Below are 26085 nucleotides of genomic sequence, written 5' to 3' on the forward strand. Positions count from 1 at the left end.
GATATTAACCTGCGTTCTGCGATGATTTGATACCGCCACCGATGGCGGCCTTGACGTCGGATCGGGCAGCGCCGAGCGCCTCGGCGATCAACTTTGCCTGCTCGGCATTGTGGCGGCGCAACAGCCCGGTGGCGGTGGCGGCCGCCGCGGCGCGTCCGGCATAGATCGGCCGGCGGTCGAGGGCCGTTTCGATCAGCGGCGCGACGAAAGTCCAGGCGCCGGCGTTCCTCGGCTCTTCCTGGGCCCAGACGACGTCCTCCAGCCCAGGGAAGCGCGCCGCATATTCGGCAATGACTTCGCCCGGGAAGGGATAGAGTTGCTCGACGCGCAGCAGATAGACATCGTCGCGCTCGGTCTTCTCGCGTGCCTCAAGCAGGTCGTAATAGACCTTGCCGCTGCACAGCACCAACCGCCGGATTTTGTCCGGATCGCACGGCGCCATGTCGTCGAGGCAGCGGTGGAAGCTGGTCCCCGCGGCCATGTCCTCCAGCGCCGATGTCGCGCGCTTGTGGCGCAGCAACGACTTCGGCGTGAAGACGATCAACGGCTTGCGGAAATCGCGGAGCATCTGGCGGCGCAACAGGTGAAAATAGTTCGCCGGCGTCGTCGCATTGGCGACCTGCATATTGTCTTCGGCGCACAGCTGCAGGAACCGTTCCATCCGTGCCGAACTATGCTCGGGGCCCTGGCCTTCATAGCCGTGCGGCAGCAGCATCGTCAGGCCGTTGGCGCGCAGCCACTTGATCTCGCCCGATGCGATGAACTGGTCGATGATGGTCTGCGCGCCGTTGACGAAATCGCCGAACTGCGCCTCCCACAGCACCAGCGTCTTGGGATCGGCCGAGGCAAAGCCATATTCGAACCCCAGCACGCCGAATTCCGACAACGGGCTGTCATAGACTTCGAACTTCGGGCTGATCGACGCCAGCGGCACGTACCGATGCCCGTCCTTCTGGTCGGTCCACACCGAATGGCGCTGGCTGAACGTGCCGCGCCCCGAATCCTGGCCCGACAGGCGCACGCCATAGCCGTCCTTGAGTAGCGATCCGAACGCCAGTGCCTCGGCGGTCGCCCAGTCGATATTCTGCCCCTGCGTCAGCGCATCGTCCTTGGCATCGAGAATGCGCGCCAGCGTCCGGTGGATGGCGAACCCGTCGGGGACCGCCGTCAACGTCCGCCCGATGCCGCGCAGTTCGTCGCCCGCCACGCCGGTCACCGCGGCGCGCCGGCTGCCGATGTCCTCGCGCGGCTTGCCAAGGCCCGACCACTGGCCTTCGAACCAGTCTGCCTTGTTGGCCTTGAAGCTGGTCGCGGCTTCGAAATCGGCCTCCAGCGTCGCGGTATACTGGTCGATCGCGCCTTGCAGAAAGCCTTCGTCGACGACCCCTTCCCGCACCAGCCGCGCGGCATAGATCTCGCTGACAGCCGGATGCTTGCCGATTTCGGCATACATCAACGGCTGGGTGAAGCTCGGTTCGTCGCTCTCATTGTGGCCGAAGCGGCGATAGCACCACATGTCGATGACGACGTCGCGGCCGAACTTCTGGCGGAACTCGGTCGCCACCTTGGTGGCAAAGGTCACCGCCTCGGGATCATCGCCGTTGACATGAAAGATCGGCGCCTGGACGATCTTGCCGACGTCGCTGGGATAGGGCGACGACCGCGCGAACTGCGGGCTGGTGGTGAAACCGACCTGGTTGTTGACGACGAAGTGGATCGTCCCGCCGGTATTGTACCCGGTCACCCCCGAAAAGCCGAAACATTCGGCGACGATGCCCTGCCCCGCAAAGGCGGCGTCGCCGTGCAGCAGCACCGGCAGCGACTTGACATGGTGGACGTCCCCCGTGCGCGTCTGGATGGCGCGCACCTTGCCGAGAACGACCGGATCGACCGCTTCCAGATGCGACGGATTGGGCGCCAGGCTGAGATGGACGGAATTGCCGTCGAACTCGCGATCGGTGCTGGTGCCGAGGTGATATTTGACATCGCCGGACCCGTCGACATCGTCGGGATTGGCCGATCCGCCGCCGAACTCGTGAAAGATCACGCGGAAGGGCTTGCGCATGACATTGCCGAGCATGTTGAGCCGGCCACGATGCGGCATCCCGAAGACGATCTCGGTAATGCCCAGCTGGCCACCGATCTTGATGATCGATTCCATCGCCGGGATCATCGATTCCGCGCCGTCGAGCCCGAAGCGCTTGGTGCCGACATATTTGCGCCCCAGGAAGCGCTCGAAATATTCGGCCTCGACGAGCTTGTTGAGGATCGCCTTCTTGCCGTTCGAGGTGAAGTGGATCTCCTTGTCGCGCCCCTCGATCTTGTCCTGGATGAAGCGCCGCTCCTCGACATCGTTGATGTGCATATATTCCACACCGACATTGCCGCAGTAATTGGCGCGCAGGATTTCGACCAGCTCGCGGATCGTCGCCGTCTGCAGCCCCAGCGCCCCACCGATATGCACCGGGCGGTCGAGGTCGGCTTCGAAAAACCCATGATATTCGGGGGTCAGGTCGGCCGGCAGATCGCGGACCATCAGCCCGAGCGGATCGAGGTTGGCGGCGAGATGGCCGCGCACACGGTAGGTTCGGATCAGCATCAGCGCCGAGATCGAATCCTGCGCCGCTTGTGCGATCGCTTCCGGGCTGGCCCCGGCCGCAGCGGCCTTGGCCGCCGCCTTGGCCGGCGCGGTGATCAGGATGTCGCGCGCGTCGAGAGCACGGGTCAGGTCATCGCTGGCGGGAAGCGGCCAGTCATTGCGCGCCCATGACGGCCCGGCGCTGTCTTCCGCCGTCGGCAACCCAGCTTCATAATCCATCGCGCACGTCCTTCTTCCGCCACAGGCTGATAGCCATATGGGTCCGGCGTGTCACCGCCGAAAGCCACATGGCTGCCATGTTTTGCGAAAGGATGCGGGCCTCAGCCTTTCAGCAGGTCCGCCAGCGTCACGCCGAGCAGCGACGGTGACGGCGACACCACGATACCGGCGGCTTCCATCGCCGCCATCTTCGATGCCGCATCGCCCTTGCCGCCCGACACGATCGCCCCGGCATGGCCCATGCGGCGGCCGGGAGGAGCGGTGGTGCCGGCGATGAAACCGACCATCGGCTTCTTGCGACCACGGCGCGCCTCGTCCTCGAGGAACTGCGCGGCTTCTTCCTCGGCCGACCCGCCGATTTCACCGATCATGATGATCGACTGGGTGGCGGCATCGGCCATGAACAGTTCGAGCATGTCGATGAAGTTGGTGCCGTTGACCGGATCGCCGCCGATGCCGACGGCGGTCGTCTGGCCAAGGCCCACCGCGGTGGTCTGGTGAACGGCCTCGTAGGTCAGCGTGCCCGAACGCGACACGACACCGACCGAACCCTTGGAAAAGATGTTGCCCGGCATGATGCCGATCTTGCATTCGCCCGGCGTCAGCACGCCGGGGCAGTTCGGCCCGATCAGCCGCGACCTGGAACCGGACAAGGAGCGCTTGACGCGCACCATGTCGAGCACCGGAATGCCTTCGGTGATGCAGATGATCAGCGGCACCTCGGCGTCGATCGCCTCGCAGATCGCGTCGGCAGCACCCGCCGGCGGCACATAGACCACGCTGGCATCGCAATCGGTTGCGGCGCGCGCTTCATGGACGGTGTTGAACACCGGCCGGTCCAGATGCGTCTGGCCGCCCTTGCCCGGCGCCGTGCCGCCGACGACATTGGTGCCATAGGCGATCGCCGCCTCGGTATGGAACGTCCCCTGCTTGCCGGTGAAGCCCTGGGTGATGACGCGGGTGGCCGCGTTGACGAGAATGCTCATGGTTCAGGCTGCCTTGTTCACTTCGGCGACGATCTTCGCCGCTGCATCGCCGAGGTCGTTGCCGGAAATGATCGGCAGACCGCTGTCGGCCAGGATCTTCTTGCCCAGTTCGACATTGGTGCCTTCCAGCCGCACGACCAGCGGCACCGACAGGTTCACTTCCTTCGCCGCGGCGATGATGCCCTCGGCGATGATGTCGCAACGCATGATGCCGCCGAAGATGTTGACGAGAATCCCCTTCACCGCCGGGTCCTTGAGGATCAGCTTGAAGGCATTGGTCACCTTCTCCTTGTCGGCGCCGCCGCCGACATCGAGGAAGTTGGCCGGCTCGGCCCCGTTGAGCTTGATGATGTCCATCGTCGCCATCGCCAGCCCGGCGCCGTTGACCAGGCAGCCGATGGTGCCGTCGAGCTTGATGAAGGCAAGGTCGTACTTCGACGCTTCGACCTCGGCGGGGTCCTCCTCGGTCAGGTCGCGCAGCGCGACGAGATCGGGGTGGCGATACAGTGCGTTGGGATCGAAGCCGACCTTGGCGTCGAGGACCATCAGCTTGCCGTCGTCGGTGACGGCAAGCGGGTTGATCTCGATCTGCGACGCATCGGTGCCGACAAAGGCGTCGTACAGCTTGGCGGTCACGAACTCGGCCTGTTTCGCGAGGTCACCGGTCAACCCGAGCGCGGCCGCAACGGCACGGCCATGGTGCGGCATGACGCCGGTTGCCGGATCGATGGTCAGTGTCTGGATCTTTTCGGGCGTGTCATGCGCGACGGTTTCGATGTCCATGCCGCCTTCGGTGCTGACGACGAGCGAAATCCGGCCGGTCGCGCGGTCCACCAGCAGCGCCAGGTAGAATTCCTTGGCAATATCGACACCATCGGTGATGTAGAGCCGGTTGACCTGCTTGCCATGCGGTCCGGTCTGGATGGTCACCAGCGTGTTGCCGAGCATGTCGGTCGCCGCCGCCCGCACATCCTCGGCCGAACGCGCCAGCCGCACGCCGCCCTTGGCTTCGGGCGGCAGCTCGGTGAACTTGCCCTTGCCGCGCCCGCCGGCGTGGATTTGCGCCTTGACGACATAGAGCGGCCCGGGCAGCTTGCCCGCCGCAGCGACGGCCTCGTCGACAGTCAGCGCCGCAAAGCCCGCGGGCACCGGCACCCCGAATTTGGAGAGGACCTCCTTGGCCTGATATTCGTGAATGTTCATGCGAACGCCTCCATCGGGGTCAGACCCAGCTTGTCAAAAAGCCGGGTGTCGCGATCGACCCCCGGATTTGCCGTCGTCAGCAGCCTGTCGCCGACAAAGATCGAATTTGCACCCGCCAGAAAGCACAGCGCCTGGGTTTCGTCGCTCATCGCCTCGCGGCCGGCGGACAGGCGCACCATCGATCGCGGCATGGTGATGCGCGCCGCCGCAACGGTACGGACGAATTCGATGCCATCGACCGCCGGGGCGGCACCCGACAGGATCGCGTCGCCCAGCGGCGTGCCGGCGATCGGCACCAGGCCGTTGATCGGCACGCTGCCGGGCGGTTCCGGCAGGTTGGCAAGCGTTTCGATCAGCCCGATCCGGTCGGCCCGGCTTTCGCCCATGCCGATGATGCCGCCGCAGCAGACACCGATGCCGGCATCACGAACGCGGGCCACCGTATCGAGCCGGTCGCCCTGACTGCGCGTGGTGACGATGTCGCCATAATATTCCGGCGCGGTGTCGATATTGTGGTTGTAGTAATCAAGGCCCGCATCGGCCAGCGCTGCCGTCTGGCTGTCGCTGAGCATACCCAGCGTCATGCAGGTTTCCAGCCCGAGCGCGCGCACGCCGGCGACCATTTCGGCGAGCGCCGGCATGTCGCGATCCCTGGGGTTCTTCCACGCCGCCCCCATGCAGAAACGTGTCGCACCGCCGGCCTTGGCGCGCGCGGCCTCGGCGACAACATCGGCCACGGCCATCAGCTTTTCTGCTTTCACGCCGGTCTGGAACGCCACCGACTGGGCACAATAGCCGCAGTTTTCGGGACAGCCACCGGTTTTGATCGACAGCAGCTGCGATTTCTGCACGCGGTTGGGATCGAAATGGGCGCGGTGCACGGTCTGCGCCCGGAACACCAGGTCGATGAACGGCAGGTCGAACAGCGCAGCGATGTCAGCACGCGACCAGCGGGCGCGCGCCGAAATCGCCATATCGGCGCCGTCTGGCACTATGCGAGGCTCCCGTCGATCGCCTTGCACGCGACCAGCAGTTCCTTCACCGCATCGACCGACACGGTGAAATTCGCCTGCGCTTCCTCGGTCAGCGCGATTTCGACGATCTTCTCGACGCCGCCGGCGCCGATGATGCACGGCACGCCGACATAAAGGTCATTGACGCCATATTGCCCGGTCAGGTTCACCGCCGCGGGGATGACGCGCTTCTGGTCGTAGAGATAGGCTTCGGCCATCGCGATGCCGCTCGTGGCCGGGGCATAATAGGCACTTCCGGTCTTCAGCAGTCCGACAATCTCGCCGCCGCCGCTGCGGGTGCGCTGGACGATCGCATCGATGCGCTCCTTCGTCGTCCAGCCCATCTTGATCAGGTCGGGGATCGGGATGCCCGCAACGGTCGAATATTCGACCACGGGCACCATCGTGTCGCCATGGCCGCCGAGCACGAAGGCCGTCACATCCTTGACCGAAACCTTGAACTCGTCGGCGAGAAAATGCCGGAACCGCGCCGAATCGAGCACGCCGGCCATGCCGACGACCATGTGATGCGGCAGGCCCGAAAACTCGCGCAGCGCCCAGACCATCGCGTCGAGCGGGTTGGTGATGCAGATCACGAAAGCCCCCGGCGCATTGGCCTTGATGCCTTCGCCCACCGCCTTCATCACCTTCAGGTTGATGCCGAGCAGGTCGTCGCGGCTCATACCCGGCTTGCGGGCGACACCGGCGGTGACGATGATGACATCGGCGCCGGCGATATCGGCATAGTCGTTCGTGCCCTTCAGCTCGACATCGAAGCCTTCGACCGGGCCGCACTGGGCAAGGTCGAGCGCCTTGCCCTGCGGCACGCCTTCCACAACGTCGAACAGCACGACATCGCCAAGTGCCTTGGCAGCCGCCAGATGCGCCAGCGTGCCACCGATGTTGCCCGCGCCGATCAGCGCGATTTTGTTGCGAGCCATGGGGAAAAACGTCCTTCGCTTGAGTCGTTCAGAGACCGCGCCCGGATAATGCGGATACCCAGGGGGCGCAACCATCGCACCGCGCCTAGCCATGCCCCAATGCGAGGTAATCCGCCGATTGCATCTCCATCAACCGCGAAACCGTGCGCGCGAATTCGAACGCCCCGTCGCCGGTCGGATAAAGCCCCGCCGGCACCGCGTCCGCCGACGCCAGCAGCTTGACCTTGTGTTCATACAGCGCATCGATCAGCGTCACGAACCGCGCTGCCTCGTTGCGGTTTTCGGGGCCCATCATCGGCACGCCGACCAGAAACAAGGTGTGGAAATGCCGGGCAATCGCCAGATAGTCGGCGGCGCCGAGCGGTTGCCGGCACAGCCGCGAGAAGGAAAACACCGCAACACCCTTCAGCGACTTCGGCACGAACAGCGTCCGCCCGCCGGGCACCGCCAGGGTCTCGGTCGGCACCCGGGCGCGATCCTCCACCGGATAGTCGGTCATCCGGAAGAACGTCTCCGCCAGTGCTGCGGTCGCGGCCGGGCCGTTGGGGACATGCCAGGTCGCCGCCCCGCCCAGCCGCTCCAGCCGATAATCGACCGGCCCATCGAGGGTGACGACGTCGCAATATCCGCGCAGCAGCACGATGAACGGCGTGAACAACTGCCGGTTGAGCCCGTCCTTGTACAAATCCTCGGGCACGCGATTGCTCGTTGCCACCACCGTCACACCATGGGCGAACAGCGCCGTGAACAGCCGCGACACGATCGCGGCATCGGCAATATCCTTGACCTGCATCTCGTCGAACGCCAGCAGCCGGGCGCTTGCGGCAATGGTCGCCGCCACTGCCGGGATCGGGTCGCCGCCGCCGCGCTGGCGTTCCGCAAAGATGTCGGCGTGCACTTCCAGCATGAATTCGTGAAAATGCACCCGCCGCTTCGGCACCACGTCCACCGCTCCGTAGAACAGGTCCATGATCATGGACTTGCCGCGTCCGACCCCGCCCCAGATATACAGGCCGCGCGGGGCGACCGCCGCTGCCGCCCCGGTAATCCGCGCGAAGAAACCGGGCTTGGCCGCCGGTTTTTCCAAGGCTTCGGCGAGTGCCTGCAACCGGTCGGCCACCGCCGCCTGCGCCGCATCGGGCCGCAATTCGCCCGCCGCGACCAGCGCATCATAGGCGGCGCGCACGCCGGCCATGCCGCTCAAACCGCCTTGCTGCCCGGCCGCACTGCCACGCCATCGGCCTCCACGCGCGGCGGCCGCGGCACCTTGCGCATCGTGCCGGTGAACGACGCGACATTGACGCCTTCCTGCGTGACCAGCCCGCGCACGAACAGCATCTTGCCGGTCTCCTTCAGGATCTCGCCCGATGCTTCGATCGGCTTGCCGATGATCCCCGCCGACAGGAAATCGGTGGCGCACGACAGCGTTACGGCAGCACCGTTTTCCAGCTGCCGAAAGATGAAGGCGAACATCGCCATGTCGATGAACGACATGATGCAACCGCCATGGACAAAGCCCATGCCGTTGGAATGGCGCCGGTCGGTCTCCATCCGGCATTCGACGCCGCCATTGCCGCCTTCGCGAAAATAGAAGTCACCGAGCAACGAGGCGAAGCGCCCGTCGGGCTCCCGCCGCCAGCGTGTCCAGCCCGCCAGGTCGCCTGTCTCGATCGTTTCGCGTGTCATGGGCAGGGGATAGTGCGGTGCAGCGAATACGGCAAGCTGGCAGCGCCATGGGCTTCCCGGCAAGGCCTATGGCGGTTAGCCTGCTGCCATGCCGAAACCTGTATCCATCATCCTCGTCACCGTTGCCGCCGGCTTGGCAGCGCTTGGCCTGTACGAAGGGATTGCGCTGTTCATTGCCAGGCAGCGGACCCCCGCGATCGTTGCGAGCCTCGCTGCGAAGCCGATCCACCTCGCCGATATCGCGCCCCATCGCCTGGCAATGCTCGAAGCCGTCGAAGACCCGGGTTTTCGCCAGCACCATGGTATCGATGGCAACACGCCCGGTTCCGGCAAGACCACGATCACCCAGTCGCTCGTCAAACGCCTGTACTTCAAGCGCTTTCAGCCCGGCTTTGCCAAGATCGAGCAAAGTCTCATAGCGCGCTTCGTCCTCGATCCGGCGCTATCAAAGGACGAACAGCTCAGGGCATTCCTCAACGTCTCCGAATTGGGGACGCACCACGGCCGTACCGTCATCGGCTTTGCCGACGCCGCGCAAAGCTGGTTCGGCAAGCCCCTGGGCAACCTCAGCGACGACGAATGGCTCGCGCTCGTCGCCATGGGCCCGGCGCCGAACCGGCTCGATCCCCAACGCCACCCGCGCGAAAATGCGCAGCGGGTGGCGAGGATAAAGCGGCTGCTGGCCGGCAAATGCGCGCCGTTGAATGGCAACGACGTGATGTACGAGGGCTGCGCCTAACCCCGCAAAACCGCCCGCCCGGCATAACGCGCCTGCATGCCCAGTTCCTCCTCGATGCGGATGAGCTGGTTGTACTTCGCCAACCGGTCGGACCGCGCGAGTGACCCGGTCTTGATCTGGCCGCAGCCGCACGCCACCGCCAGGTCGGCGATCGTCGAATCCTCGGTCTCGCCCGACCGATGCGACATCACGCTGCGATAGCCGGCACGATGCGCCATATCGACCGCGGCAAGCGTTTCGGTCAGCGTCCCGATCTGGTTGACCTTGACGAGCAGCGCGTTGGCCAACCCGTCCTTGATGCCCTGTTCCAGCCGCATCGGATTGGTCACGAACAGATCGTCACCGACCAGCTGGTGCGTCTTGCCCAGCGCGTCGGTCAACGCCTTCCAGCCGGTGAAATCATCCTCGGCCATGCCGTCCTCGATGCTCAGGATCGGGTAGTCGCGCGCCAGGGCCACGTAATAATCCGCCATTGCCTGCGGGGTCAGCTTCAACCCCTCCGCTTCCAGCACATAATGGCCATCATGGAAAAACTCGGTCGCCGCCGGGTCGAGCGCGATGAACACATCCTCCCCGGCCTTGAACCCGGCCTTGGCGATCGCCGCCATGACGAAATCCATCGCCGCGCGCGTGCCGTTGAGGTTCGGCGCAAAGCCGCCTTCGTCCCCCACCGCCGTCGAATGGCCACCGGCCTTCAACTCGGCCTTGAGCGTGTGGAAAATTTCCGCGCCCCAGCGCACGGCTTCCTTCAGCGACCCGGCGCCGACCGGCATCACCATGAATTCCTGGAAATCGATCGGATTGTCGGCATGGGCGCCGCCGTTGATGATGTTCATCATCGGCACCGGCAACAGGTTGGCCGAAACGCCGCCGACATAGCGGTGCAGCGGCAGGCCCCGCGATTCCGCCGCCGCCTTGGCGGCCGCCAGGCTGACGCCCAGAATCGCATTGGCTCCCAGCCGGCCCTTGTTGGCCGTGCCGTCGAGATCGATCATCGCCGCGTCGATCTCGCCCTGCTCCTCGCCTTCCATTCCCGACAGCGCGTCGAAAATCTCGCCGTTGACGGCCGCAACGGCCTTCAGCACGCCCTTGCCGAGATAGCGCGCCTTGTCCCCGTCGCGCAGTTCCACCGCTTCATGCGCGCCGGTGGAAGCGCCCGACGGCACCGCCGCCCGGCCGAGCGAGCCATCCTCGAGCACCACATCGACTTCAACGGTGGGGTTGCCGCGCGAATCGAGAATCTCGCGGGCGTGAATATCGATGATGGCGGTCATGGCGGCCCCTTTTGCCTCGTTGCAGTCGCTTATTCGTCACCGCGCCTGCGCAATGAATATTGCGCTGGAACGCGCGCAAGGCCATCTATCGGGCAAGCCCGGAGCAAGCAAACGCGGTTTTCGAAAAGCCGGTGGAACAGGCGCGGTCCGGACGCGTTGACGTCGGCAATCCTCATGAACAACATCGAGACCTGACCATGGTTGACCAACCCGCCTATGATGCCGATTTCGCCGCCGGCGACCCCGCCTTTGCCGACGAATTGTCCGGCGACATCTATCCGGCGCCGCGGTCGGCGCCGCGCCGTCCCGCCGGCAACGGCGGCAACGGCCTCGCCACCCTGGTCCAGCGCCAGTTGTTCGGCCTCGCCGGCAACAGCAAGGAACAGCTGGTCGGCAATGTCGCGGGCATCGTCGCGATCGTCCGCGAAATCGCCAAACAGGTCGAAGGCCTCGGCTTCGAACCGCTAACGGCCTACGCCCGCCAGGCCGCCGACCTGGTCGACGACCTGCACCACAATATCGCGGAAAAGGACGTCGAGGCCCTGGTCGACGACGGCCGCGAGCTGGTGCGTGAACACCCCGAGGTCGCGGTGGTTTCGGCCGTCATCCTCGGGTTCATCGGCGCCCGGCTCTTGAAGGCCCGCACATGATGTCGGACGGCATGGACCCTGCCGATCGCCTTCCCGTCGTGCACGAGCCGGCCCGCGAATCGCTCGTTGATCTGTTCAAGCGGCTGATCGACGACATCGTCACGCTGGTGCGCAGCGAACTGCGGCTGGCCAAGAACGAAGTCGCCGCCAGCGTTGCCGAAGCGCTCGGCAGCATCGCCGCCATCGCCGTCGGCGGGGCCCTCGCGCTGGTCGCCACATCGTGCCTGCTGGTCGCCGGGATCGCGGCACTGGCGGATCATGTCGGGCTTATCGGCGCCACGCTGATCTTTGCCGGCGTGCTCGGCGTCGCCGCCATCGTCCTGATCGCCGGCGGCATCGCAAAATTGCGCCGGCTGGACCTTGCACCGCGCCGCGCCGCCGCCAATCTGAAGATCGACGCAGACGTGTTGAAGGGAGACTGAAATGGCAAGCGTTCCAAGTTCGGAACCGGCAAATGTCCGATCCGCCGCTGCGGCCGCGGACGATGCGCGCAACCGTGTCAGCGCCACGATTGACGATATCCAGGACCGTCTGAGCCCCCGCCGCATCCTGTCCGACACTGTCGAGCGCATCCAAACCGGCAGCCGCGCCTTTGCCAGCCAGGCGGAAGATGTCGCCAAGGCGCATCCGGTCGCGATCGGTGCTGCGGTCGCGGCGCTGGGCTTGGCATTGTTTGCCCGCAACAGGCTGGCCAAGGCGACCGTCAACCTCGCCGGGGTCGATGACTATACCGACTATGACGATGGCTATGGCACTGCCGAATCGGGTGCGTTTGATGACTTCGCACCCCGGGTCGAGTCCGTTGTTGCCGACACGCGCGAAAGCGTCGGCGCCAACCCCGGCGTTGCCATCGTCGTCGGCCTTGCCGCCGGTGCGGCGCTCGGCGCCTTGCTGCCGGTCTCCGAAACGGAGCGGCGCACACTCGGTCAGACCTCCAACCGGCTCAGTTCTGCCGCACGCGCGGCGGCCCGCGTGGCGTCCGACGAACTCGACGCCCATGGCCTCGGCCTTGGCAATGTCCGGGCCAAGGCCGGCGAGGCCACGCAAAAGGCGCGCAGTGCCGCACGATCGGCGCTCGATGCCGCCAAGGCCGAACTCAAGAGCTGAACTTCACGCGAGGTTCACGCCCCGCCGTTCATAAACATCGCATACGGCCCGGTGCCACAGGCGCCGGGCCGTCGTCTTGCAGGAGAAACTTCATGCGTATCGCCATCCTTCTCGCCGCCACGCTGCTCGCGGCACCGGTCATGACCGCCCCCGCGGCCGCCCAGGTTGCCGCCCCCGCCGCCGCCCAGGCCGGTGACCCCGCCGCCCGCGCCTTTGTCGAAAAGCTCGCCAACGACGCCTTTGCGACCCTGCGCGACAAGTCGCTGTCCAAGGCCGAAAGCCGCGACCGGTTTCGCGCCATGCTGCAGTCCAATGTTGCACTCGATGACATCGGGGCACGGCTGATCAAGCGCCAGCGCGCCACCATCACACCGGCGCAATATGCCGCCTATCAGGCAGCCCTGCCCGACTTCGTCCTCAACGCCTATGCCGACCGGCTGTACGATTATTCGGATGCCAGCCTGAAGACGCTGCGCACCACGGCGCGCGGCAACATGACCGACGTCGCCACCCGAGTGACCCGCCCGGGCAGCCAGCCGGTTGATGCCATCTGGCAGGTCAAGAAGACGCCCGCCGGCAAATATGTCGTCAACAACCTGACCGTCCAGGGCATCAACCTGTCGCTGACGCAGGAGGCCGATTTCAACGCCTATATCCAGAAAAATGGCTTTGACGCGCTCGTCACCTTCCTCAAGACTGCCAACAGCAAATCGGCGAGCCTGCGCGCCAAAAGCTGAAAGGCAATGACGTGAACCCGCTGATCTCCATCGCCGACACCGCCTTCGTCCATCCCAGCGCGCAGCTTTATGGCAAGGTCAATGTCGGCGATGGTGCATCGGTCTGGTGCAACGCGGTCGTGCGCAGCGAAACGGCCCATGTCGAGATCCACGAAGCCGCCAACATCCAGGACTTCGTGATGATCCACACCGACCCCGGCAAGCCGGTGGTCGTCGGTGCCTATACCAGCGTCACCCACCACGCGACGCTGCACGGCTGCACCATCGGCGACCATTGCCTGATCGGCATCAACGCCGTTGTCTACAATGGCGCCGTGATCGGTGCAGGCTCCATCGTCGGCCAGAATGCCTATGTGAAGGACGGCACGATCGTGCCGCCGAACTCGATCGTCGTCGGCTCGCCAGCCAAGGTGATCGCCACCCGCGACAACCGACTGCCCAACCGCGTCAATGCCGAATTCTACCGTCTGAACGGCGCTGCCTATGCCCGCGGTGACCATAGGGCGTGGGACGGGCCGGACTTCGAAGCCTGGTTCGCCGACATGCTGAAGCGGCTCGCCAGCGAATACGCCTGAAATCGCCGTGGCATTCTGCCGCCCCTGCCGCTAAAGCCCGTTGCATGAGCAAACTTCACCTCGTCTTCGGCGGCCGCGTCAGCGATCCCCAGACCGCCGATTTCATCGAACCCGACAGGCTCGACGTCGTCGGCATCTTCCCGGACTATGCCAGCGCCGAAGCCGCCTGGCGCGCCAGTGCCCAGCGCACCGTCGACGATGCGACGATGAAATATGTCGTCGTCCACCTCCACCGGCTGCTCGAACCGCGCCCCTAAAGCGCCCTGCGCAAAAGGCCGAGCATTTCTGTCCAGCCAATTTCTGCGGCCGCTGCGTCATAGACTGGGAAATCGGGCATCATCCAGCCATGCGCGGCGCCTTCATAGGTTTCGGCGCGATAGCGGACGCCGGCATCGTCGAACGCTGCCTCCAGCCGCTGCGCCATCGCCGGCGGATAGCTGCCATCGGCATCGGCGGCGGCAATATAGACCTCCGCCTCCAGCGACGGGGCATGAAGGTGCGGGCTGTCGGGCGCGTCGGTCGCCAGATTGCCGCCATGAAAGCTCGCGACGGCACCGAAACGCCCCGGATAGCTGCCCGCCGCGGCGATCGCCATGCCGCCGCCCATGCAGAAGCCGACGGCGCCGAGCCTCCCGCCGGTGACATCCCGCCGGCCATCGAACCAGGCAAGACAGGCCGCCGTGTCGGCCGCGGCGCGGGCATTGCCGGTTGTCGCCATCAATGGCCCGATGATGGCGCGGAAATCGCCCTTGAACACCTCGTGCGGATCGAAAGGGCCATAGGGACCATGGCGATAGAACAGGTCAGGCAGCAGCACGACATGGCCCGCATCCGCCAGCCGCTGGGCCATGCCGACCATCGCCGGCCGTATCCCACCCGCATCCATGTAGACGATGACCCCAGGCCCGCCGCCGCCGCCCGCCGGCGTCAGGACATGCGCCGGGCAATCGCCGTCGGCGGTCGCGATGGTGATCTGTTCGTGCGGCATGCTGCTGGCTCCCGGCATCGCAATATCCTGCCCTGCCCTGCCGCACCCGTGTCGACCTAGTCAATTCACTTGGCTGCTCTGCCCCGCCGCCGCGCCTAGTCTGCGACCGGGGAGAGACACGATGGCCGCCATGAGTTTCGGGATGATCTTCGAATCCATCGCTACGGTGGTCGAACCCGACCGGCCGGCGACGATCCACGGCGATACCGTCACCAGCTGGCGCGATTTCGACCGCCGCACCGATGCCATTGCCGCTGCCACCCACGCTGCCGGGGCCGTGCCGGGGGACCGGATCGCGCATCTGATGCGCAATTCGCCCGCCTATCTCGAAACCACCGCCGCCGGGTTCAAGGCGCGCCTCGTCCATGTCAACGTCAACTACCGCTATACCGGTGAGGAGCTGTTCTACATCCTCGACAATTCGGGCGCCGCCGTCGTCGTCTACGATGCCGAGTTCGAACCGCTCGTCTCCAGCATCCGCCACCGGCTCGACGTCCGGCTTTATCTGCAGGTCGGCGGCACGACGCCCGATTATGCGCAGGATTTCGACACGGTCGCCGAATCCGGCGCCGCGCTGCCGCCGCAGGAGCACCGGCCGGACGACATGCTGTTCATCTACACCGGCGGCACCACCGGCATGCCCAAGGGCGTGATGTGGGACCAGGGCGCCCTGTGGGAGATGATCATCGCCGGCCAATCGGTGCCGGCGCCGGCCGACCTTGCCGAACATCTCGCCAATGTCGCTGCCGGCGTCGGTCGCAACAAATCGTTGGTAATGCCGCCGCTGATGCACGGCACCGGCTTCATCATCGGAATCGCGACACTGCTGCGCGGCGGCACCGTGGTCACCCTGCCAGGCGCCAGCTTCGATGCCGAAGCCGCTGCGCGCACCTGTGCCGATCTCGCCTGTGACTATGCCGTCATCGTCGGCGACGCGTTTGCCCGGCCGCTGGTCCACGCCCTCGATGCGGGGCACGGCAGCATCGCGTCGCTGGGGGTGATGATTTCCAGCGGCGTCATGTGGTCACCCGAGGTCAAGGCGGCGCTGCTCGCCCATGCGCCTGCGATGATGATCGTCGATTCGCTCGGCTCGTCGGAAGGCCTGGGCCTGGGAGCGGCGGTGCAGACCGCCGCCAATGCCGGCGCGCCGACGCGCTTCATCAACGACGGCCGCACCATCGTCCTTGATGACGACATGAAGCCGATCGCGCCGGGGTCGGGCCAGATGGGTCGCATCGCGCGGGCCGGGCCGATCCCGCGCGGCTATTGGCGCGACGAAACCAAGTCGGCGACCACCTTCGTCACCGTCGATGGCGTCCGCTATTCGATCCCCGGCGACTTCGCGATTCCGGAAGCCGACGGAACGATGACGCTGCTCGGCCGCGGCAGCCAGTGCATCAACACCTCGGGCGAAAAGGTCTTCCCCGAAGAGGTCGAGGAAACGCTGAAGACCCACCCGGCCGTCGAGGACGCGCTGGTGTTCGGCGTCGCCGACGACAAATGGGGCCAGGCCGTCACCGCCGTCGTGGAGGCGCCGGCCGATACCGATTGCGAAGCGCTGCGCGCCCATGTCCGCACCATGCTGGCCGGCTACAAGACCCCCAAGCGCATCATCCTGTGCGAAAAAATCCCGCGTACGCCCAGCGGCAAGGCCGACTACGCCACCGCAAAAACGATGGCCCTGTAAGGAACCTCTCCCACCGGGGGGAGGTCGGGCTCGGCGAAGCCGAGCCGGGAGAGGGGCGAACATCTGCCGACAGACAGCGAGGCCGCTACCCCCGCGACGCCGTCCACATCTTGATCTGCGTGTCGAGCTGCGTCCCCACCGCCTTCGACGCCGCCACCAACCGGTCCATCGCCGCATATTGCCGGGTCAGCGTCTCGCGATACTGGGCCAGCCGCACCTCGACCCTGGCCAGGTCCGCCGTCAGCGCATCGCGCCGCCGCGCCAGCCCCGCCGACGCCGGCGTCACCAGCGCAGCGATCGCCTGCAGCGAATGGGGGGAGCCGAACGACGACCCCGACAAGGTTCGCATCAAGGCTTCGGCATCCCCCTGGCGCGCCGCCGGCAAGGCCGCCAGCCGCGCTTCGTCGAAGGTGATTTCTCCGGTGCGCGTGACCGACACCCCGAGGTCGCGCAGCCGCAAGCCGTTGGCGGCCGCGATCGGTGTCGCCACCAGCCCCGCCAGCCGCGCGTCGATCGCCCGTGCCGTCGCATCGCCCGCCAGCGCGCCGGCAGGGTCCGCGCCGGTCGCCCCCTTGCGATAATCCGCCACCAGTCCGCGCATGGCGCTCAGCGTCGAGGCAAAATCGCTCACCGTTGTCGCCAGCGCATCGCTATTGCGCGCCGCGCGCAATGTCACCTCCGCCGCCGGCCTGGTCAGCCGCAGCCGCACGCCGGGGATCAGATCATCGATGACATTGCTGCCGCGCGTCACCCCGATTCCATCGACGCTAAACGCGGCATCGGTTGCCACTGCCGTCATCGCCATCGCAGGATCGCCGGGGGTGGAGGCAAAGCGCGCCAGGCCAGGCGCGCCCGGCGCCTCGGCGACACTGATGACAAAGCCATTGTCGGCGCCATCGGCGCCCTTGATCGCCAGTGTCGCGGCGCCGGCATTGCTGATGATCGTCGCCGTCACCCCGGCGCCGGCAGCGTTGATCGCATCGCGCAGCCCCGCCAGGCTGTTGTTCGCGGCCGTGATGGCGATATCCACCGCCGGCGCGGACCCGGCGGAAAAGCTGAACGCGCCGCCGCCCAGGTCGGTGCGCCGGCCGAAACCGATGGTCAGCACGCCCTCGCCCACCGGTTCGGCGGCGCTGGCCAGGGGCGCCGCCACCAGCCGCTGCCCCGCCGCCAGCGCCGTCACCGACACCGATGTGTCGAACGCCGTCGCCGGCCCGGTGCCGCGCCGCTCCACCGCGACGGCGGCGTCACTGCTCACCGGGATCAGCCCCAGGGCGCCGCCGGCGACGCGCGCCGCCAGCGATGTCGCGATGCCCTGCAGCGAGGATTGCACCTGGCCCAGCGCCGATATCCGCGCCGTCAACGCCTCCTTGCGCGCTGTCAGCGGTTTGGTCCGCGCCTCGCGGTCGGCGGTCACCAGCGTCTCGATCAACGCCTTGGTGTCGATGCCGCTGCCTGCACCCAATGTCGAAACGATCGAAGCCATGACCCTAGAACGACCCTCCCGCGCCGGGCTTGCGCCGTTGTCCCGCCGCGTCGAAATCGAACGCCGGCGGCACGAAGACCGCCGGCGCCGCTTCCTGTTCGGGCGCATCGAAACGCATCACGAACGCCAGGATGGTCGCCACCGCGCCGAACAGTTCCTCGCGCACCGGCGTGCCCAGCTTGGCGGTGAAGAACAGCGCCCGCGCCAGCCGCGGCGTCCGCACCACCGGCACGCCCAGTTCGCGCGCCACGGCAATGATCGCCTGCGCCATCTCCAGCCGGCCCTTTTCGACCACCACCGGCGCCGCGTCGCTGCCCGGCAGATAGCGCATCGCCACGGCGAAGTGCACCGGGTTGACCACCACCACCGACGCTTCGGCCATCGTCGTCCGCATCCGCCGGCTGGCCGCCGCAAACTGCGCCCGCTTGATCGCCGCCTTCACCTCGGGTGCGCCGTCATTCTCCCGCGATTCGCGCTTCACCTCCTCCAAGGTCATGCGCAGCTTGCGCTCGCGCAGCAGCCAGGACAGTGCGCCATCGACGATCGCGATGCCCAGCATGGCCAGCGCGGCGGCGCCGGCCAGCCGCACCACGGCACCGCCGATCACCGCCAGCCCGCCGCGTTCCTCCCCGACATGCGCCAGCGCCGGCAGCAGCGGCGCCGCCACTGCCAGCGCGACGCCGCCGACCGCCAGCAGCTTCAGCACCGCCGTCGCCGCCCCCGCCAGGCCGCCGAGCGAAAAGATCCGCCCCAGCCCCGCCACCGGGCTGATGCGCTGCCACTTGGGCGCCAGCATCGCCAGCGACACGTGCCGCGTCGTCGCCAGCGACAGCCCGATTGTCACCACCGCCACCGCCGCCGCCAGCGCCGCCGGCCACAGCAACGGCACCCGGACCGCCAGCGCCGCCACCGGCACGCCATCGTTCGCAGGCATTTCGGCGCGCGCCAGGCTGTCGGCGAGATAGGCCGCCAGCGCCGCCCACAGCCCCGGTCCGGCGAGCGTCGCCGCCAGCGCCGCCACCAGCACCGCGGCCGCCGGCGCCAGCTCGCGCGGTTGCCAGACATTGCCCTGCTCGATCGCCTGCTGCCGCCGCCGCGGGGTGGCCGGTTGCGTCTTGTCGGCTTCGCTTTCGGCCATCAGAGCAGGCCCAGTGCCGCGTTCAGCGTCACCACCGCGCGCCCGTTCAGCCCCTCCAGCAGCATCGGCAGCGCCCAGACGAACGCCAGCAGCAAGGCCGCCGGCCCGACCGCCATCGCCCCCAATTGCGGCGCCGACCGCGTCGCCACCGCCACCAGCAGGTTGCCGAGCAGCAGCAGCCCGACCACCGGCAGCGCCAGCCGAAGGCCCCCGGCGAACATCATCGTGCCATAGGCGGCCACCCGCTCGAACGACACGGCGCCGGGCGGCATCACGCCGGTGCCGGCAACGATGCTGCCGAACAGCTGGAGATGCCCGTCGACGGACAGGAACGCCAGCCACATCAACAGCGTCCACAACCCGCCGATGACCGACACATTGCCGCCGGCGCCGGGCACGCTGGCAAAGCCCAGCCCGACCATCTGCGCCGCCACTTCCCCCGCCAGCTGCGCCGCGCCAAAGGCCAGCGCCATTGCCAGCCCGGCGCACAGCCCGGCCAGCACCTCCCCCGGCAGCATTGCCAGCGTCAGCTCCGGCGCTTGCGGCCCGAAGGCCGTGAACACCGACAGCGAAGCCGCCACCGCCAGCCGCGCCCGCCACGGCAGGGCCGCGCCGGCAAAATGCGGCAGCAGGGCCAACATCGCCAGCGGCCGCACTCCGGCGATGGTGAAGCGCGTCATCGCCGCCAGCCCGTCGAATTCGGGGATGCCGGTCAGGATCACCGAAGACCCTTGTTGCGAGGCCACGCCGCCACCCCCGTCACCGGATCGCCCCCACCATGTCGAGCAGCCCGCCGGTGAGGAAATCGCCGAGCGCGCGCATCACGCCCTCCCCGGCAATCGCCATCACCGCCACCAGCGTCAGCAATTTCGGCAGGAACGACAGCGACGATTCCTGGACCGACAACACCGTCTGCACCAACCCCACCACCACCGCGACAACCAGCACCGGCACCAGGAATGTCGCGGCGCTCTGGGTGAACAACAGCACCCCGGCACGCGCCAATGTCGCCAGCATCCGGTCGTCGGGCATGTCGGCGCCCACCATCACCCCGCCCCCCCGAAGCTCTTCGCCAACGACCCCAGCACCAGCGTCCAGCCATCGACCGAAACGAACAGCGCCAGCTTGACCGGCAGGCTGACGGTTGCCGGCGACACCATCATCATCCCCAGCGACATCAGGATGCTCGACACGATCAGGTCGATGACGAGGAACGGCAGATAGACGACAAAACCGATCTGCATCGCCGTCTTCAATTCGCTTGCCACGAACGCCGGCAGCACCACCGGCAACGGCACATCGGCCGGCGTCGCGAACGGCCCTGCCCCGGCGATCTCGGCAAATTTTCGCAGGTCGGCCTCGCGCGTTTGCGTCAGCATGAACCGCTTCAACTCGTCGCCTGCCCGCCCCAGCGCCACCTCGGCGCCCATGCGGCCCGCCACCATCGGCTGATAAGCGCCATCATGGATGCGATCGAGGCTCGGCTTCATGACGAACACCGTCATCAGCAACGCTACCCCGACGAGCAGCTGGTTGGGCGGCGACTGGCCCAGCCCCAGCGCCTGGCGCAGGATCGACAGCACGATCAGGATGCGGGTGAAACAGGTCATCATCAGCAACGCCGCCGGCAGCAGCGTCAGCGCCGACATCACCAGCAAAATCTGGATCGACGTGGACAGGCCGGGCAGCGCCGCCGTCAGTCCCCCACCCGTCATGCCGCCGGTCATAGCTGCATCTCCGTTTCGCCGAGCCGCACCAGCCCGGTGCGCGCCTGGCCGATCAACAACTGCCGCCCGCCGAATTCCACCACCAGCAGCCGGCTGCCCGGCCCCAGCGGCAGCGCCTGCACCACCCGCGCCGGCCCGGAGTCGCGCGGCCATTTCAGCGCGCCCGCCACTTTTGCGCGCCAGTCGGCGACCAGGGCGGTCATGCCAGCCCGCCCGCCACGATCTCGGTCAGCTTGACCCCGAAGCGGTCGCCGATCGACACGATTTCGCCGCGCGCGATCAGCCGATCGTTGATCAGCACATCGACCGGCTGGTCAACGCGCCGGTCGAGCGCATGGACGCTGCCTACCTGCAGTGCCAGCACCTCGCGCAGGCTCATCCGCACTGCGCCGACTTCCACCGACAACCGCACCGAAATGGCCCCGAACGCCCCCAGATCGGGCGTGGCGGAATCCATCGGCGCGCCGGTCATGGCGCCCGGGGTCATGGCATTCATGCGCGTCCTCCCATGTCATCGACACCGATTCCGACGATTTCGGCGGATTGCCCCCCGTCCGGCAGCGCGGTGACCATCGCCTTGCCGATGCGGTGGCGCCCGATGATCAGCGGCATTTCCGCGGTCGGGCTGATCGCCAGCACCTGGCCCGCCCGCAGCGGCAACAGGCTCGCCACCATCCGCACCTCGGCGGACAGTTCGACCCGGACACGCATCGGCAGCGCCAGCACAGCGCCGCCGAGCGCCGCGACAGGCAGCGGCGGCGGCACCTCGGCGCGCGCCGGCGCCAGCACCCAGGCATGGCCCTCGCAGGCGCCGCCGGCGTGGCTGCAGGCGATCACGATGTCGAATTGGGGCAGCCGGCACGCCGCCGGCCAGGCGACGGCGGCGACATCGGCAATCACACCGGCGATCGCCGCCGCATGACGCGCCAGCGCCACCCCGCCGGCGCCACCAGCGCGCGCCGGGTCGCCGCCCAGCCGCAACGTCGCCAGCAACGCCGCCAGCACAGGCGCCACCGGTTCCAGTGCGAGGCCGTCGACGCGGACCGGCGGCCGCCCGGCGCGCACCATCGTCGGCAGGCCGAACAGCCGTGTCAGCGGCTGCTCCAGCGCCGTCAGCAACGGTCCGAAATCGCTGTCATCGTCATCGATCGCGCCGGCATGGACCGACGGCGGCCGGTACGGCTGCGCCCAAACCTCTTCCGCTACCGCCTCGGACCGGATGCGAAGCTCGCTCATTGCACGACCAGGCTGGTGAAGAACACGTCATCGATGCCACCGGACACGCCGTTCTGCTTGAGCGTTTCGTCGATGACCTGCTTCAGCCGAAGCCGCAGCCGGTCCTTGGCCTCGCGCGTTGCCACATCGGCTTCCCCGGCTTCGCCGAGCACGCCCAGGATCGCCGAAACCAGGGCAGGCTTGTGCCGGGTGATCGCGGCCGTGATCGCCGCGCCGCCGCTTTGCGAAATCGACAGCCGCACCTGCAGATAACGCCCGGTATCGGCAAGGTTGGAGGTAAACGCCTGGTCGAGCTCGACATATTCCACTGGCGCCACCACCGGCGCCGCCGGCGCCGCGGCATGGCCACCACCGCCCAACCCCAACTGGCCCGCCGCGATCACCGCGCCGAAACCGCCCGCCGCCGCGCCGAGCGTGGCCGCGACAATGACGAGCAGCGAGCGGCCGCCGCCACCTTTCGCCCTTGCGGGCTTGCCATCGGTGCCGGGATCCGTGGCGGCAGGAGCGGGGGTCGTGGCCATGGTCTATCCTCAGGCATATCGGTCGGGGAAACGGGGGCGCGGGGCGGTGACGGCCGGGGGCGGCGGCAGAACTGCCGCAGCGAGGGGACGCGTCGCCTGCGGCGGTGCCTCGCGCTGCCCCTGCGGCAGGTTGTGCCCGAAGGCGGTGCCGCCACCGGCGCTGTTGGCTCCCGCGCCGGTCAGTTCCAGCGATTGCAGCCGCACGCCGCTGGCGGCCAGGTCGGCAACCAGTCGCGGCACCTCCGCTGCCACCAGCGGCGCCACGGCGGGTGCCAGCCCGAGCGACAGTCTAAGATCATGCGCCGTTCCCTCGATGCCGATGCGGACATCGCCGAGCCGGTCGCTCGCCACCACCATCGCGGCGGCCGGCTCCGACGCCTCGGCGCGGGGCGCGGGCGCCGACCCATCGGCCGCGTTCGGCAGCAATGGTGCCGAAGCGAGCGACGGAAGGGCGCTTGCCGCTATCGGCTGCGACTGGGGGCCGGGGAGCAGAGGCGTATCGACCAACGTCGGATCGCTGGCAGGCCGCAGCATCGCCGCACCGTTGCGGCCTGCCGGCGCCAATGCCGGCGCCAATGCCGGCGGTTGTGCCAGCGGCGGGGGCGCGGTCCGTACGGTGGGCGCCGTGGGCGCAACAATGGCCTCGGCCCGTTGTGCCGGCGCTGCCGCTGCGTCCGGGGCGGTCCCCGAGGCCTCCGTTTCGGCAGCGACCGGCGCGATCATGGCGTGCTGCGCCGGCATCGGACCGGCCGACGCCGCAATGGTCCCCGTTGTGCTCCCCGTCGCGTCCGCTGTTGCGCTCGGCCCGCCCGAAGGCGCTGCCACCGGGACGTCGTGCGCCTTATACGATATCAAGGCCAAGGGCGCCGGCACGAGCACCACCCCCGCATCGGCCACGGCTTCGTCGTCCAGGCGCGCCACCGGCACCTCGTCCGTCGCCGAACGCTCCGGTCGACCCACCGGCAGCGTGCGCGGCGTCGGCATGCCATCGGACCGCACGCGCGGCAGCGCCGCGGGCACCGCTGCACTCTTTTCCGGCATTGCGGCCGTCTGGCGGGGCGCGACGGCCTCGGGCGCCACGGCTTCCAAGGGCAGCCCTGCCGCCCCATCCACCAGCGGCACGATGTCCCCAGCCCTGGCGGCTGGTTCGTTCACAACGGCCGGCATCGCTGGCGACGCCCCCGCGACGGCGGGCAGTGCCCCGCCATCCCCGGCCGGCGCCGGCTGCACCGGCGCGGCCGCCGCCAGCAGCGCCGCAAAATCCGCCACCGGCGCTGCCGGCACCACCCCGGCCGCACCCGCCGACGGCACCACCTGCCCCACCGTCGTCGCGACTAGCCCGATGTCGCTGCTCACGCTTCGCCCTCCCGCTCGCAGCGGCGTGACACCGCGGCATCGACTGCCGCGCGCGCCCTGGCCAGCGCCTGCGCCAAGCGTCCCTGTTCGGCCAATGTTGCGGCCAGCCGCGCCCGGCTGTCGTCCGCCAGCGCCCCCAGCACCGCATCGCCGGCGGCCCGCGCCGACGCCGCCTGCGCCGACACCGGTCCCGGCGCGCCCGCCGGCCGCACCAGCAGCAGTTCGACCCGTTCGACCAGCGCCGCCTCCGCCCGGCGCCGCGTTTCCGCGCGCCCGGCCGCCGCCATTGCCTGCCGGGCGCGGATCTCGCGCACCCGGATCAACCGGTCGAGCGCCTGCAGGGATCGCCGTTCGCTCATGCCATCAGCGCCTGCAACGCCGCCTCGGCGGTGGCGAAATCGATCCGCAGCGCGCGCGGCTGGCTGCGGAAAACCTCCATGGCCGGGGCCAGTGTCAGCGCCCGGTCGAGCTCCGGGTCGCTGCCCGGCGCATAGGCGCCCATCAGTACCAGGTCGCGGTTGTCCTCGACCAGCGACGACAGCCGTCGGAACCGCGCCGCCGCAGCGAGATGCGCCGGCGTGCAGACATCGGCCATTACCCGGCTGGCCGACGCCGCCAGGTCGATGGCGGGGAACTGCCCGCGCCCGGCCAACCGCCGGCTGAGCAGGATATGCCCATCGAGAACACCGCGCGCCGCATCGACCACCGGGTCGCTGCCGCCGCTATCGCCGCCGCCGGCCTCGGCGAGTGCGGTGCAGATCGCCGTGATCGCGCCGCCGCTGCGCCGGTCGCCGCCTGCCCGCTCGACCAGCGCCGCGATCAACCCCAGCGCCGACGCCGGATAGCCTGCCGGACCGACCGGCTCGCCGCGCGCCATGGCGATGTCGCGGGCGCCGTGCACCACCCGGCTCAGGCTGTCGAGGATCAGCAGCACGTGACGACCCTGGTCGCGAAAATGCTCGGCAATGGCAAAGGCGCTTTCGGCGCCGCGCACCCGCAGCAACGGCGCCTCGTCGGCGGGCACCGCGACCGTCACCGTTCGCGCCCGCGCCTGCCCGACCAGTTCGCGGTCGATGAAGTCGGTGATCTCGCGCCCGCGCTCACCGATCAGCGCCATCACCACGACATCCGCCGTCGCCCAGCGCGCCATCTGCCCCAGCAGCACCGACTTGCCGACGCCGGTGCCCGCCATGATGCCGACACGCTGGCCGCGCCCCAGCGTCAACAGCCCGTCGATGGCGCGCACACCGGTGGCCAGCACCTGCGTCACCCCCAGCCGGTCCGCCGGCCCCGGCACCGGCCCGCGCAGCGATCGCCACGCCGCCGCCTGGACCGGCCCGCCGCCATCGCGCGGCCGGCCGAGACCGTCGATAACCCGCCCCAACAGGCCGTCGCCGACCGCGACCCCATCACCGTCATCATCAACGACCACCCCCGCGCCGGGGGCGATGCCGGCCAGCGGCGACAGGCCGAGCAACAGCGCCGTCCGGTCGCGGAAGCCGATGACCTCCGCCATCTGCGCGCCCACGCCGATGCGGGCGCGGCTGCCGACATGCGCTTCGATTCCCACTGCCTCGACGACGCTGCCGTCGAACGCCGTCACCCGGCCACCGCGCCGCACCGGCAGCACCGGCACCGACGTCGCCGCAACAAGTGCGGCAAGCGTGTCGGTCGCCGTCATGCCAACCCCCCGATGATCGTTGCCAGCCGCGTCGACAGCCCGGCGTCGATCAGGAGATCTGGCGCCGAGACGGCAAAGGCGTCGCGCGCCATGGCCGTGTCGCCCATGGTCGCGATACTGGCCAGATATGGCTGCAGCGCCGCCAGTGTGTCCGGGTGGGCGCGCAGCACCGGGGCTTCGCCGGGGCGCACCGCCGCCAGCGCCGCCTCGACCAGCGGCACCAGCACCGACGCGCCGGATGCAAGCTCGGCCATCAGCACCGCTTCGGCAATCTGCTGCACGAGCGCCGCAAACAGCGGCCGCAACCGGTCGGCATCGATCGCCTGCGCCGCATCCAGCGCCGCCGCAGCCGCCGCCAGCCGGTCGCGCAGCGGGGCGAGCGCCGCCGTCGCCGCGATCTCGCCGGCGGCATAGCCCGCCGCCCATCCGCCCTCGCGGATGGCGTCGAGGTCCGGCAGCGGCGGCGCTTCCGCACGCGGCTGCAGCGCCGACAACAGGCCGGCAAGCCCGGGCGGCAGTGCGGCATCAAGCATGGG

At 68.3% G+C, this 26085-nt stretch carries 30 protein-coding genes; 8 read left to right on the forward strand and 22 right to left on the reverse strand.

Going from position 1 to position 26085, the window contains the following annotated elements; all coding sequences use genetic code 11:
• Positions 1-4 precede the first annotated feature (4 nt).
• The 7 genes from GGQ62_RS04325 to GGQ62_RS04355 all read right to left on the reverse strand — a co-directional run bounded on the left by GGQ62_RS04325 (position 5) and on the right by GGQ62_RS04355 (position 8647).
• Complete coding sequence (locus GGQ62_RS04325; protein WP_152576334.1) at positions 5-2818, reverse strand: 2-oxoglutarate dehydrogenase E1 component; 2814 nt, start codon at positions 2816-2818, stop codon at positions 5-7.
• A gap of 101 nt (positions 2819-2919) precedes the next feature.
• Positions 2920-3804 (reverse strand): succinate--CoA ligase subunit alpha, encoded by an 885-nt coding sequence (gene sucD, locus GGQ62_RS04330; RefSeq protein ID WP_152576333.1) that lies wholly within the window; start codon positions 3802-3804, stop codon positions 2920-2922.
• A 3-nt stretch (positions 3805-3807) separates the two neighbouring features.
• The gene (gene sucC, locus GGQ62_RS04335; RefSeq protein WP_152576332.1) at positions 3808-5007 is read right to left on the reverse strand and encodes an ADP-forming succinate--CoA ligase subunit beta; all 1200 of its coding nucleotides are present in this window, start codon (positions 5005-5007) and stop codon (positions 3808-3810) included.
• Positions 5004-5981, reverse strand: a complete 978-nt coding sequence (gene bioB, locus GGQ62_RS04340; protein WP_152576331.1) for a biotin synthase BioB — start codon at positions 5979-5981, stop codon at positions 5004-5006. The genes sucC and bioB overlap by 4 nt, the downstream gene beginning before the upstream one ends.
• 17 nt (positions 5982-5998) lie before the next feature.
• Positions 5999-6961, reverse strand: a complete 963-nt coding sequence (gene mdh / locus GGQ62_RS04345) for a malate dehydrogenase (RefSeq protein ID WP_152576330.1) — start codon at positions 6959-6961, stop codon at positions 5999-6001.
• Between the two features lie 85 nt (positions 6962-7046).
• Positions 7047-8156, reverse strand: a complete 1110-nt coding sequence (zapE, locus tag GGQ62_RS04350) for a cell division protein ZapE (RefSeq protein WP_152576329.1) — start codon at positions 8154-8156, stop codon at positions 7047-7049.
• Between the two features lie 5 nt (positions 8157-8161).
• Positions 8162-8647: a PaaI family thioesterase gene (locus tag GGQ62_RS04355; protein WP_152576328.1), complete on the reverse strand. Its 486-nt coding sequence runs from the start codon at positions 8645-8647 to the stop codon at positions 8162-8164.
• An 88-nt stretch (positions 8648-8735) separates the two neighbouring features.
• Between GGQ62_RS04355 and GGQ62_RS04360 the strand changes: the two genes are divergently transcribed.
• Complete coding sequence (locus GGQ62_RS04360; RefSeq protein ID WP_152576327.1) at positions 8736-9386, forward strand: biosynthetic peptidoglycan transglycosylase; 651 nt, start codon at positions 8736-8738, stop codon at positions 9384-9386.
• Here the strand turns inward: GGQ62_RS04360 and eno are convergent.
• Positions 9383-10660 carry a phosphopyruvate hydratase gene (gene eno, locus GGQ62_RS04365; protein ID WP_152576326.1) on the reverse strand — a complete coding sequence of 426 codons (1278 nt, stop codon included), beginning with the start codon at positions 10658-10660 and terminating at the stop codon, positions 9383-9385. The two genes, GGQ62_RS04360 and eno, sit on opposite strands and share 4 nt — an antisense overlap.
• A 197-nt stretch (positions 10661-10857) precedes the next feature.
• On the opposite strand from eno, the gene GGQ62_RS04370 reads away from it, so the two are divergent.
• From GGQ62_RS04370 to GGQ62_RS04395, 6 genes are all read left to right on the forward strand, one after another.
• Complete coding sequence (locus GGQ62_RS04370; protein ID WP_152576325.1) at positions 10858-11310, forward strand: hypothetical protein; 453 nt, start codon at positions 10858-10860, stop codon at positions 11308-11310.
• On the forward strand, positions 11307-11732 hold the full coding sequence (locus GGQ62_RS04375) for a phage holin family protein (RefSeq protein ID WP_152576324.1): 426 nt from the start codon (positions 11307-11309) through the stop codon (positions 11730-11732). Before GGQ62_RS04370 ends, GGQ62_RS04375 begins: the two co-directional genes overlap by 4 nt.
• A gap of 1 nt (position 11733) precedes the next feature.
• Positions 11734-12417, forward strand: a complete 684-nt coding sequence (locus GGQ62_RS04380) for a DUF3618 domain-containing protein (RefSeq protein ID WP_152576323.1) — start codon at positions 11734-11736, stop codon at positions 12415-12417.
• Positions 12418-12509: 92 nt separating this feature from the next.
• Positions 12510-13154, forward strand: a complete 645-nt coding sequence (locus GGQ62_RS04385) for an MlaC/ttg2D family ABC transporter substrate-binding protein (protein WP_152576322.1) — start codon at positions 12510-12512, stop codon at positions 13152-13154.
• An 11-nt stretch (positions 13155-13165) separates the two neighbouring features.
• The gene (locus GGQ62_RS16565; protein ID WP_152576321.1) at positions 13166-13729 is read left to right on the forward strand and encodes a gamma carbonic anhydrase family protein; all 564 of its coding nucleotides are present in this window, start codon (positions 13166-13168) and stop codon (positions 13727-13729) included.
• Between the two features lie 44 nt (positions 13730-13773).
• Positions 13774-13986, forward strand: a complete 213-nt coding sequence (locus GGQ62_RS04395) for a DUF4170 domain-containing protein (protein WP_152576320.1) — start codon at positions 13774-13776, stop codon at positions 13984-13986.
• Here GGQ62_RS04395 and GGQ62_RS04400 read toward each other — a convergent pair.
• Positions 13983-14717 carry a dienelactone hydrolase family protein gene (locus GGQ62_RS04400; RefSeq protein WP_152576319.1) on the reverse strand — a complete coding sequence of 245 codons (735 nt, stop codon included), beginning with the start codon at positions 14715-14717 and terminating at the stop codon, positions 13983-13985. The genes GGQ62_RS04395 and GGQ62_RS04400 overlap by 4 nt on opposite strands.
• A 121-nt stretch (positions 14718-14838) precedes the next feature.
• Between GGQ62_RS04400 and GGQ62_RS04405 the strand changes: the two genes are divergently transcribed.
• On the forward strand, positions 14839-16404 hold the full coding sequence (locus tag GGQ62_RS04405; protein ID WP_152576318.1) for an AMP-binding protein: 1566 nt from the start codon (positions 14839-14841) through the stop codon (positions 16402-16404).
• Between the two features lie 85 nt (positions 16405-16489).
• On the opposite strand, the gene fliD is transcribed toward GGQ62_RS04405, so the two are convergent.
• From fliD to GGQ62_RS04470, 13 genes are read right to left on the reverse strand one after another with little or no spacing between them, the layout of a single operon-like run.
• A complete protein-coding gene (fliD, locus tag GGQ62_RS04410) occupies positions 16490-17890 on the reverse strand; it encodes a flagellar filament capping protein FliD (protein WP_167649469.1) in 1401 nt (466 codons plus the stop codon).
• 4 nt (positions 17891-17894) lie between these two features.
• The gene (locus GGQ62_RS04415; RefSeq protein ID WP_167649470.1) at positions 17895-19028 is read right to left on the reverse strand and encodes an EscU/YscU/HrcU family type III secretion system export apparatus switch protein; all 1134 of its coding nucleotides are present in this window, start codon (positions 19026-19028) and stop codon (positions 17895-17897) included.
• Positions 19028-19750: a flagellar biosynthetic protein FliR gene (locus GGQ62_RS04420; RefSeq protein ID WP_152576315.1), complete on the reverse strand. Its 723-nt coding sequence runs from the start codon at positions 19748-19750 to the stop codon at positions 19028-19030. Before GGQ62_RS04420 ends, GGQ62_RS04415 begins: the two co-directional genes overlap by 1 nt.
• A gap of 37 nt (positions 19751-19787) precedes the next feature.
• The gene (locus GGQ62_RS04425) at positions 19788-20075 is read right to left on the reverse strand and encodes a flagellar biosynthetic protein FliQ (protein ID WP_152576314.1); all 288 of its coding nucleotides are present in this window, start codon (positions 20073-20075) and stop codon (positions 19788-19790) included.
• Positions 20075-20755 carry a flagellar type III secretion system pore protein FliP gene (gene fliP / locus GGQ62_RS04430; RefSeq protein WP_152576313.1) on the reverse strand — a complete coding sequence of 227 codons (681 nt, stop codon included), beginning with the start codon at positions 20753-20755 and terminating at the stop codon, positions 20075-20077. Before fliP ends, GGQ62_RS04425 begins: the two co-directional genes overlap by 1 nt.
• Positions 20752-20958 (reverse strand): flagellar biosynthetic protein FliO, encoded by a 207-nt coding sequence (locus GGQ62_RS04435; protein WP_152576312.1) that lies wholly within the window; start codon positions 20956-20958, stop codon positions 20752-20754. The genes fliP and GGQ62_RS04435 overlap by 4 nt, the downstream gene beginning before the upstream one ends.
• On the reverse strand, positions 20955-21251 hold the full coding sequence (fliN, locus tag GGQ62_RS04440; protein WP_152576311.1) for a flagellar motor switch protein FliN: 297 nt from the start codon (positions 21249-21251) through the stop codon (positions 20955-20957). Before fliN ends, GGQ62_RS04435 begins: the two co-directional genes overlap by 4 nt.
• Positions 21248-21991, reverse strand: a complete 744-nt coding sequence (locus GGQ62_RS04445; protein WP_152576310.1) for a hypothetical protein — start codon at positions 21989-21991, stop codon at positions 21248-21250. The genes fliN and GGQ62_RS04445 overlap by 4 nt, the downstream gene beginning before the upstream one ends.
• Positions 21988-22512, reverse strand: a complete 525-nt coding sequence (locus GGQ62_RS04450) for a flagellar basal body-associated FliL family protein (protein ID WP_152576309.1) — start codon at positions 22510-22512, stop codon at positions 21988-21990. Before GGQ62_RS04450 ends, GGQ62_RS04445 begins: the two co-directional genes overlap by 4 nt.
• A gap of 9 nt (positions 22513-22521) precedes the next feature.
• The gene (locus GGQ62_RS04455; protein WP_153401044.1) at positions 22522-23868 is read right to left on the reverse strand and encodes a hypothetical protein; all 1347 of its coding nucleotides are present in this window, start codon (positions 23866-23868) and stop codon (positions 22522-22524) included.
• Positions 23865-24227, reverse strand: a complete 363-nt coding sequence (locus GGQ62_RS04460; RefSeq protein WP_152576306.1) for a hypothetical protein — start codon at positions 24225-24227, stop codon at positions 23865-23867. The genes GGQ62_RS04455 and GGQ62_RS04460 overlap by 4 nt, the downstream gene beginning before the upstream one ends.
• Complete coding sequence (locus GGQ62_RS04465) at positions 24224-25549, reverse strand: FliI/YscN family ATPase (RefSeq protein ID WP_167649471.1); 1326 nt, start codon at positions 25547-25549, stop codon at positions 24224-24226. The genes GGQ62_RS04460 and GGQ62_RS04465 overlap by 4 nt, the downstream gene beginning before the upstream one ends.
• On the reverse strand, positions 25546-26082 hold the full coding sequence (locus GGQ62_RS04470; RefSeq protein ID WP_167649472.1) for a FliH/SctL family protein: 537 nt from the start codon (positions 26080-26082) through the stop codon (positions 25546-25548). Before GGQ62_RS04470 ends, GGQ62_RS04465 begins: the two co-directional genes overlap by 4 nt.
• Positions 26083-26085: the final 3 nt, after the last annotated feature.

The sequence above is a fragment of the Polymorphobacter fuscus genome, from assembly GCF_011927825.1.
Lineage (GTDB): Bacteria > Pseudomonadota > Alphaproteobacteria > Sphingomonadales > Sphingomonadaceae > Sandarakinorhabdus > Sandarakinorhabdus fusca.

Excerpts from the sequence above, each read along its gene's own strand:
- eno (WP_152576326.1), bottom strand. The coding sequence starts at position 10,660 with ATGACCGCCATCATCGATATTCACGCCCGCGAGATTCTCGATTCGCGC.
- GGQ62_RS04385 (WP_152576322.1), top strand. The coding sequence starts at position 12,510 with ATGCGTATCGCCATCCTTCTCGCCGCCACGCTGCTCGCGGCACCGGTC.
- fliP (WP_152576313.1), bottom strand. The coding sequence starts at position 20,755 with ATGACCGGCGGCATGACGGGTGGGGGACTGACGGCGGCGCTGCCCGGC.
- GGQ62_RS04355 (WP_152576328.1), bottom strand. The coding sequence starts at position 8,647 with ATGACACGCGAAACGATCGAGACAGGCGACCTGGCGGGCTGGACACGC.
- GGQ62_RS04435 (WP_152576312.1), bottom strand. The coding sequence starts at position 20,958 with ATGACCGCCCTGGTCGCCGACTGGCGCGCAAAAGTGGCGGGCGCGCTG.
- GGQ62_RS04470 (WP_167649472.1), bottom strand. The coding sequence starts at position 26,082 with ATGCTTGATGCCGCACTGCCGCCCGGGCTTGCCGGCCTGTTGTCGGCG.
- GGQ62_RS04360 (WP_152576327.1), top strand. The coding sequence starts at position 8,736 with ATGCCGAAACCTGTATCCATCATCCTCGTCACCGTTGCCGCCGGCTTG.
- GGQ62_RS04375 (WP_152576324.1), top strand. The coding sequence starts at position 11,307 with ATGATGTCGGACGGCATGGACCCTGCCGATCGCCTTCCCGTCGTGCAC.
- sucD (WP_152576333.1), bottom strand. The coding sequence starts at position 3,804 with ATGAGCATTCTCGTCAACGCGGCCACCCGCGTCATCACCCAGGGCTTC.
- bioB (WP_152576331.1), bottom strand. The coding sequence starts at position 5,981 with ATGGCGATTTCGGCGCGCGCCCGCTGGTCGCGTGCTGACATCGCTGCG.
- GGQ62_RS04425 (WP_152576314.1), bottom strand. The coding sequence starts at position 20,075 with ATGGTGGGCGCCGACATGCCCGACGACCGGATGCTGGCGACATTGGCG.
- GGQ62_RS04405 (WP_152576318.1), top strand. The coding sequence starts at position 14,839 with ATGGCCGCCATGAGTTTCGGGATGATCTTCGAATCCATCGCTACGGTG.
- fliN (WP_152576311.1), bottom strand. The coding sequence starts at position 21,251 with ATGAATGCCATGACCCCGGGCGCCATGACCGGCGCGCCGATGGATTCC.
- fliD (WP_167649469.1), bottom strand. The coding sequence starts at position 17,890 with ATGGCTTCGATCGTTTCGACATTGGGTGCAGGCAGCGGCATCGACACC.
- GGQ62_RS04370 (WP_152576325.1), top strand. The coding sequence starts at position 10,858 with ATGGTTGACCAACCCGCCTATGATGCCGATTTCGCCGCCGGCGACCCC.
- GGQ62_RS04460 (WP_152576306.1), bottom strand. The coding sequence starts at position 24,227 with ATGAGCGAACGGCGATCCCTGCAGGCGCTCGACCGGTTGATCCGGGTG.
- sucC (WP_152576332.1), bottom strand. The coding sequence starts at position 5,007 with ATGAACATTCACGAATATCAGGCCAAGGAGGTCCTCTCCAAATTCGGG.
- GGQ62_RS04325 (WP_152576334.1), bottom strand. The coding sequence starts at position 2,818 with ATGGATTATGAAGCTGGGTTGCCGACGGCGGAAGACAGCGCCGGGCCG.
- GGQ62_RS04415 (WP_167649470.1), bottom strand. The coding sequence starts at position 19,028 with ATGGCCGAAAGCGAAGCCGACAAGACGCAACCGGCCACCCCGCGGCGG.
- GGQ62_RS04380 (WP_152576323.1), top strand. The coding sequence starts at position 11,734 with ATGGCAAGCGTTCCAAGTTCGGAACCGGCAAATGTCCGATCCGCCGCT.
- GGQ62_RS04445 (WP_152576310.1), bottom strand. The coding sequence starts at position 21,991 with ATGAGCGAGCTTCGCATCCGGTCCGAGGCGGTAGCGGAAGAGGTTTGG.
- GGQ62_RS04395 (WP_152576320.1), top strand. The coding sequence starts at position 13,774 with ATGAGCAAACTTCACCTCGTCTTCGGCGGCCGCGTCAGCGATCCCCAG.
- mdh (WP_152576330.1), bottom strand. The coding sequence starts at position 6,961 with ATGGCTCGCAACAAAATCGCGCTGATCGGCGCGGGCAACATCGGTGGC.
- GGQ62_RS04400 (WP_152576319.1), bottom strand. The coding sequence starts at position 14,717 with ATGCCGCACGAACAGATCACCATCGCGACCGCCGACGGCGATTGCCCG.
- GGQ62_RS04465 (WP_167649471.1), bottom strand. The coding sequence starts at position 25,549 with ATGACGGCGACCGACACGCTTGCCGCACTTGTTGCGGCGACGTCGGTG.
- GGQ62_RS04450 (WP_152576309.1), bottom strand. The coding sequence starts at position 22,512 with ATGGCCACGACCCCCGCTCCTGCCGCCACGGATCCCGGCACCGATGGC.
- zapE (WP_152576329.1), bottom strand. The coding sequence starts at position 8,156 with ATGGCCGGCGTGCGCGCCGCCTATGATGCGCTGGTCGCGGCGGGCGAA.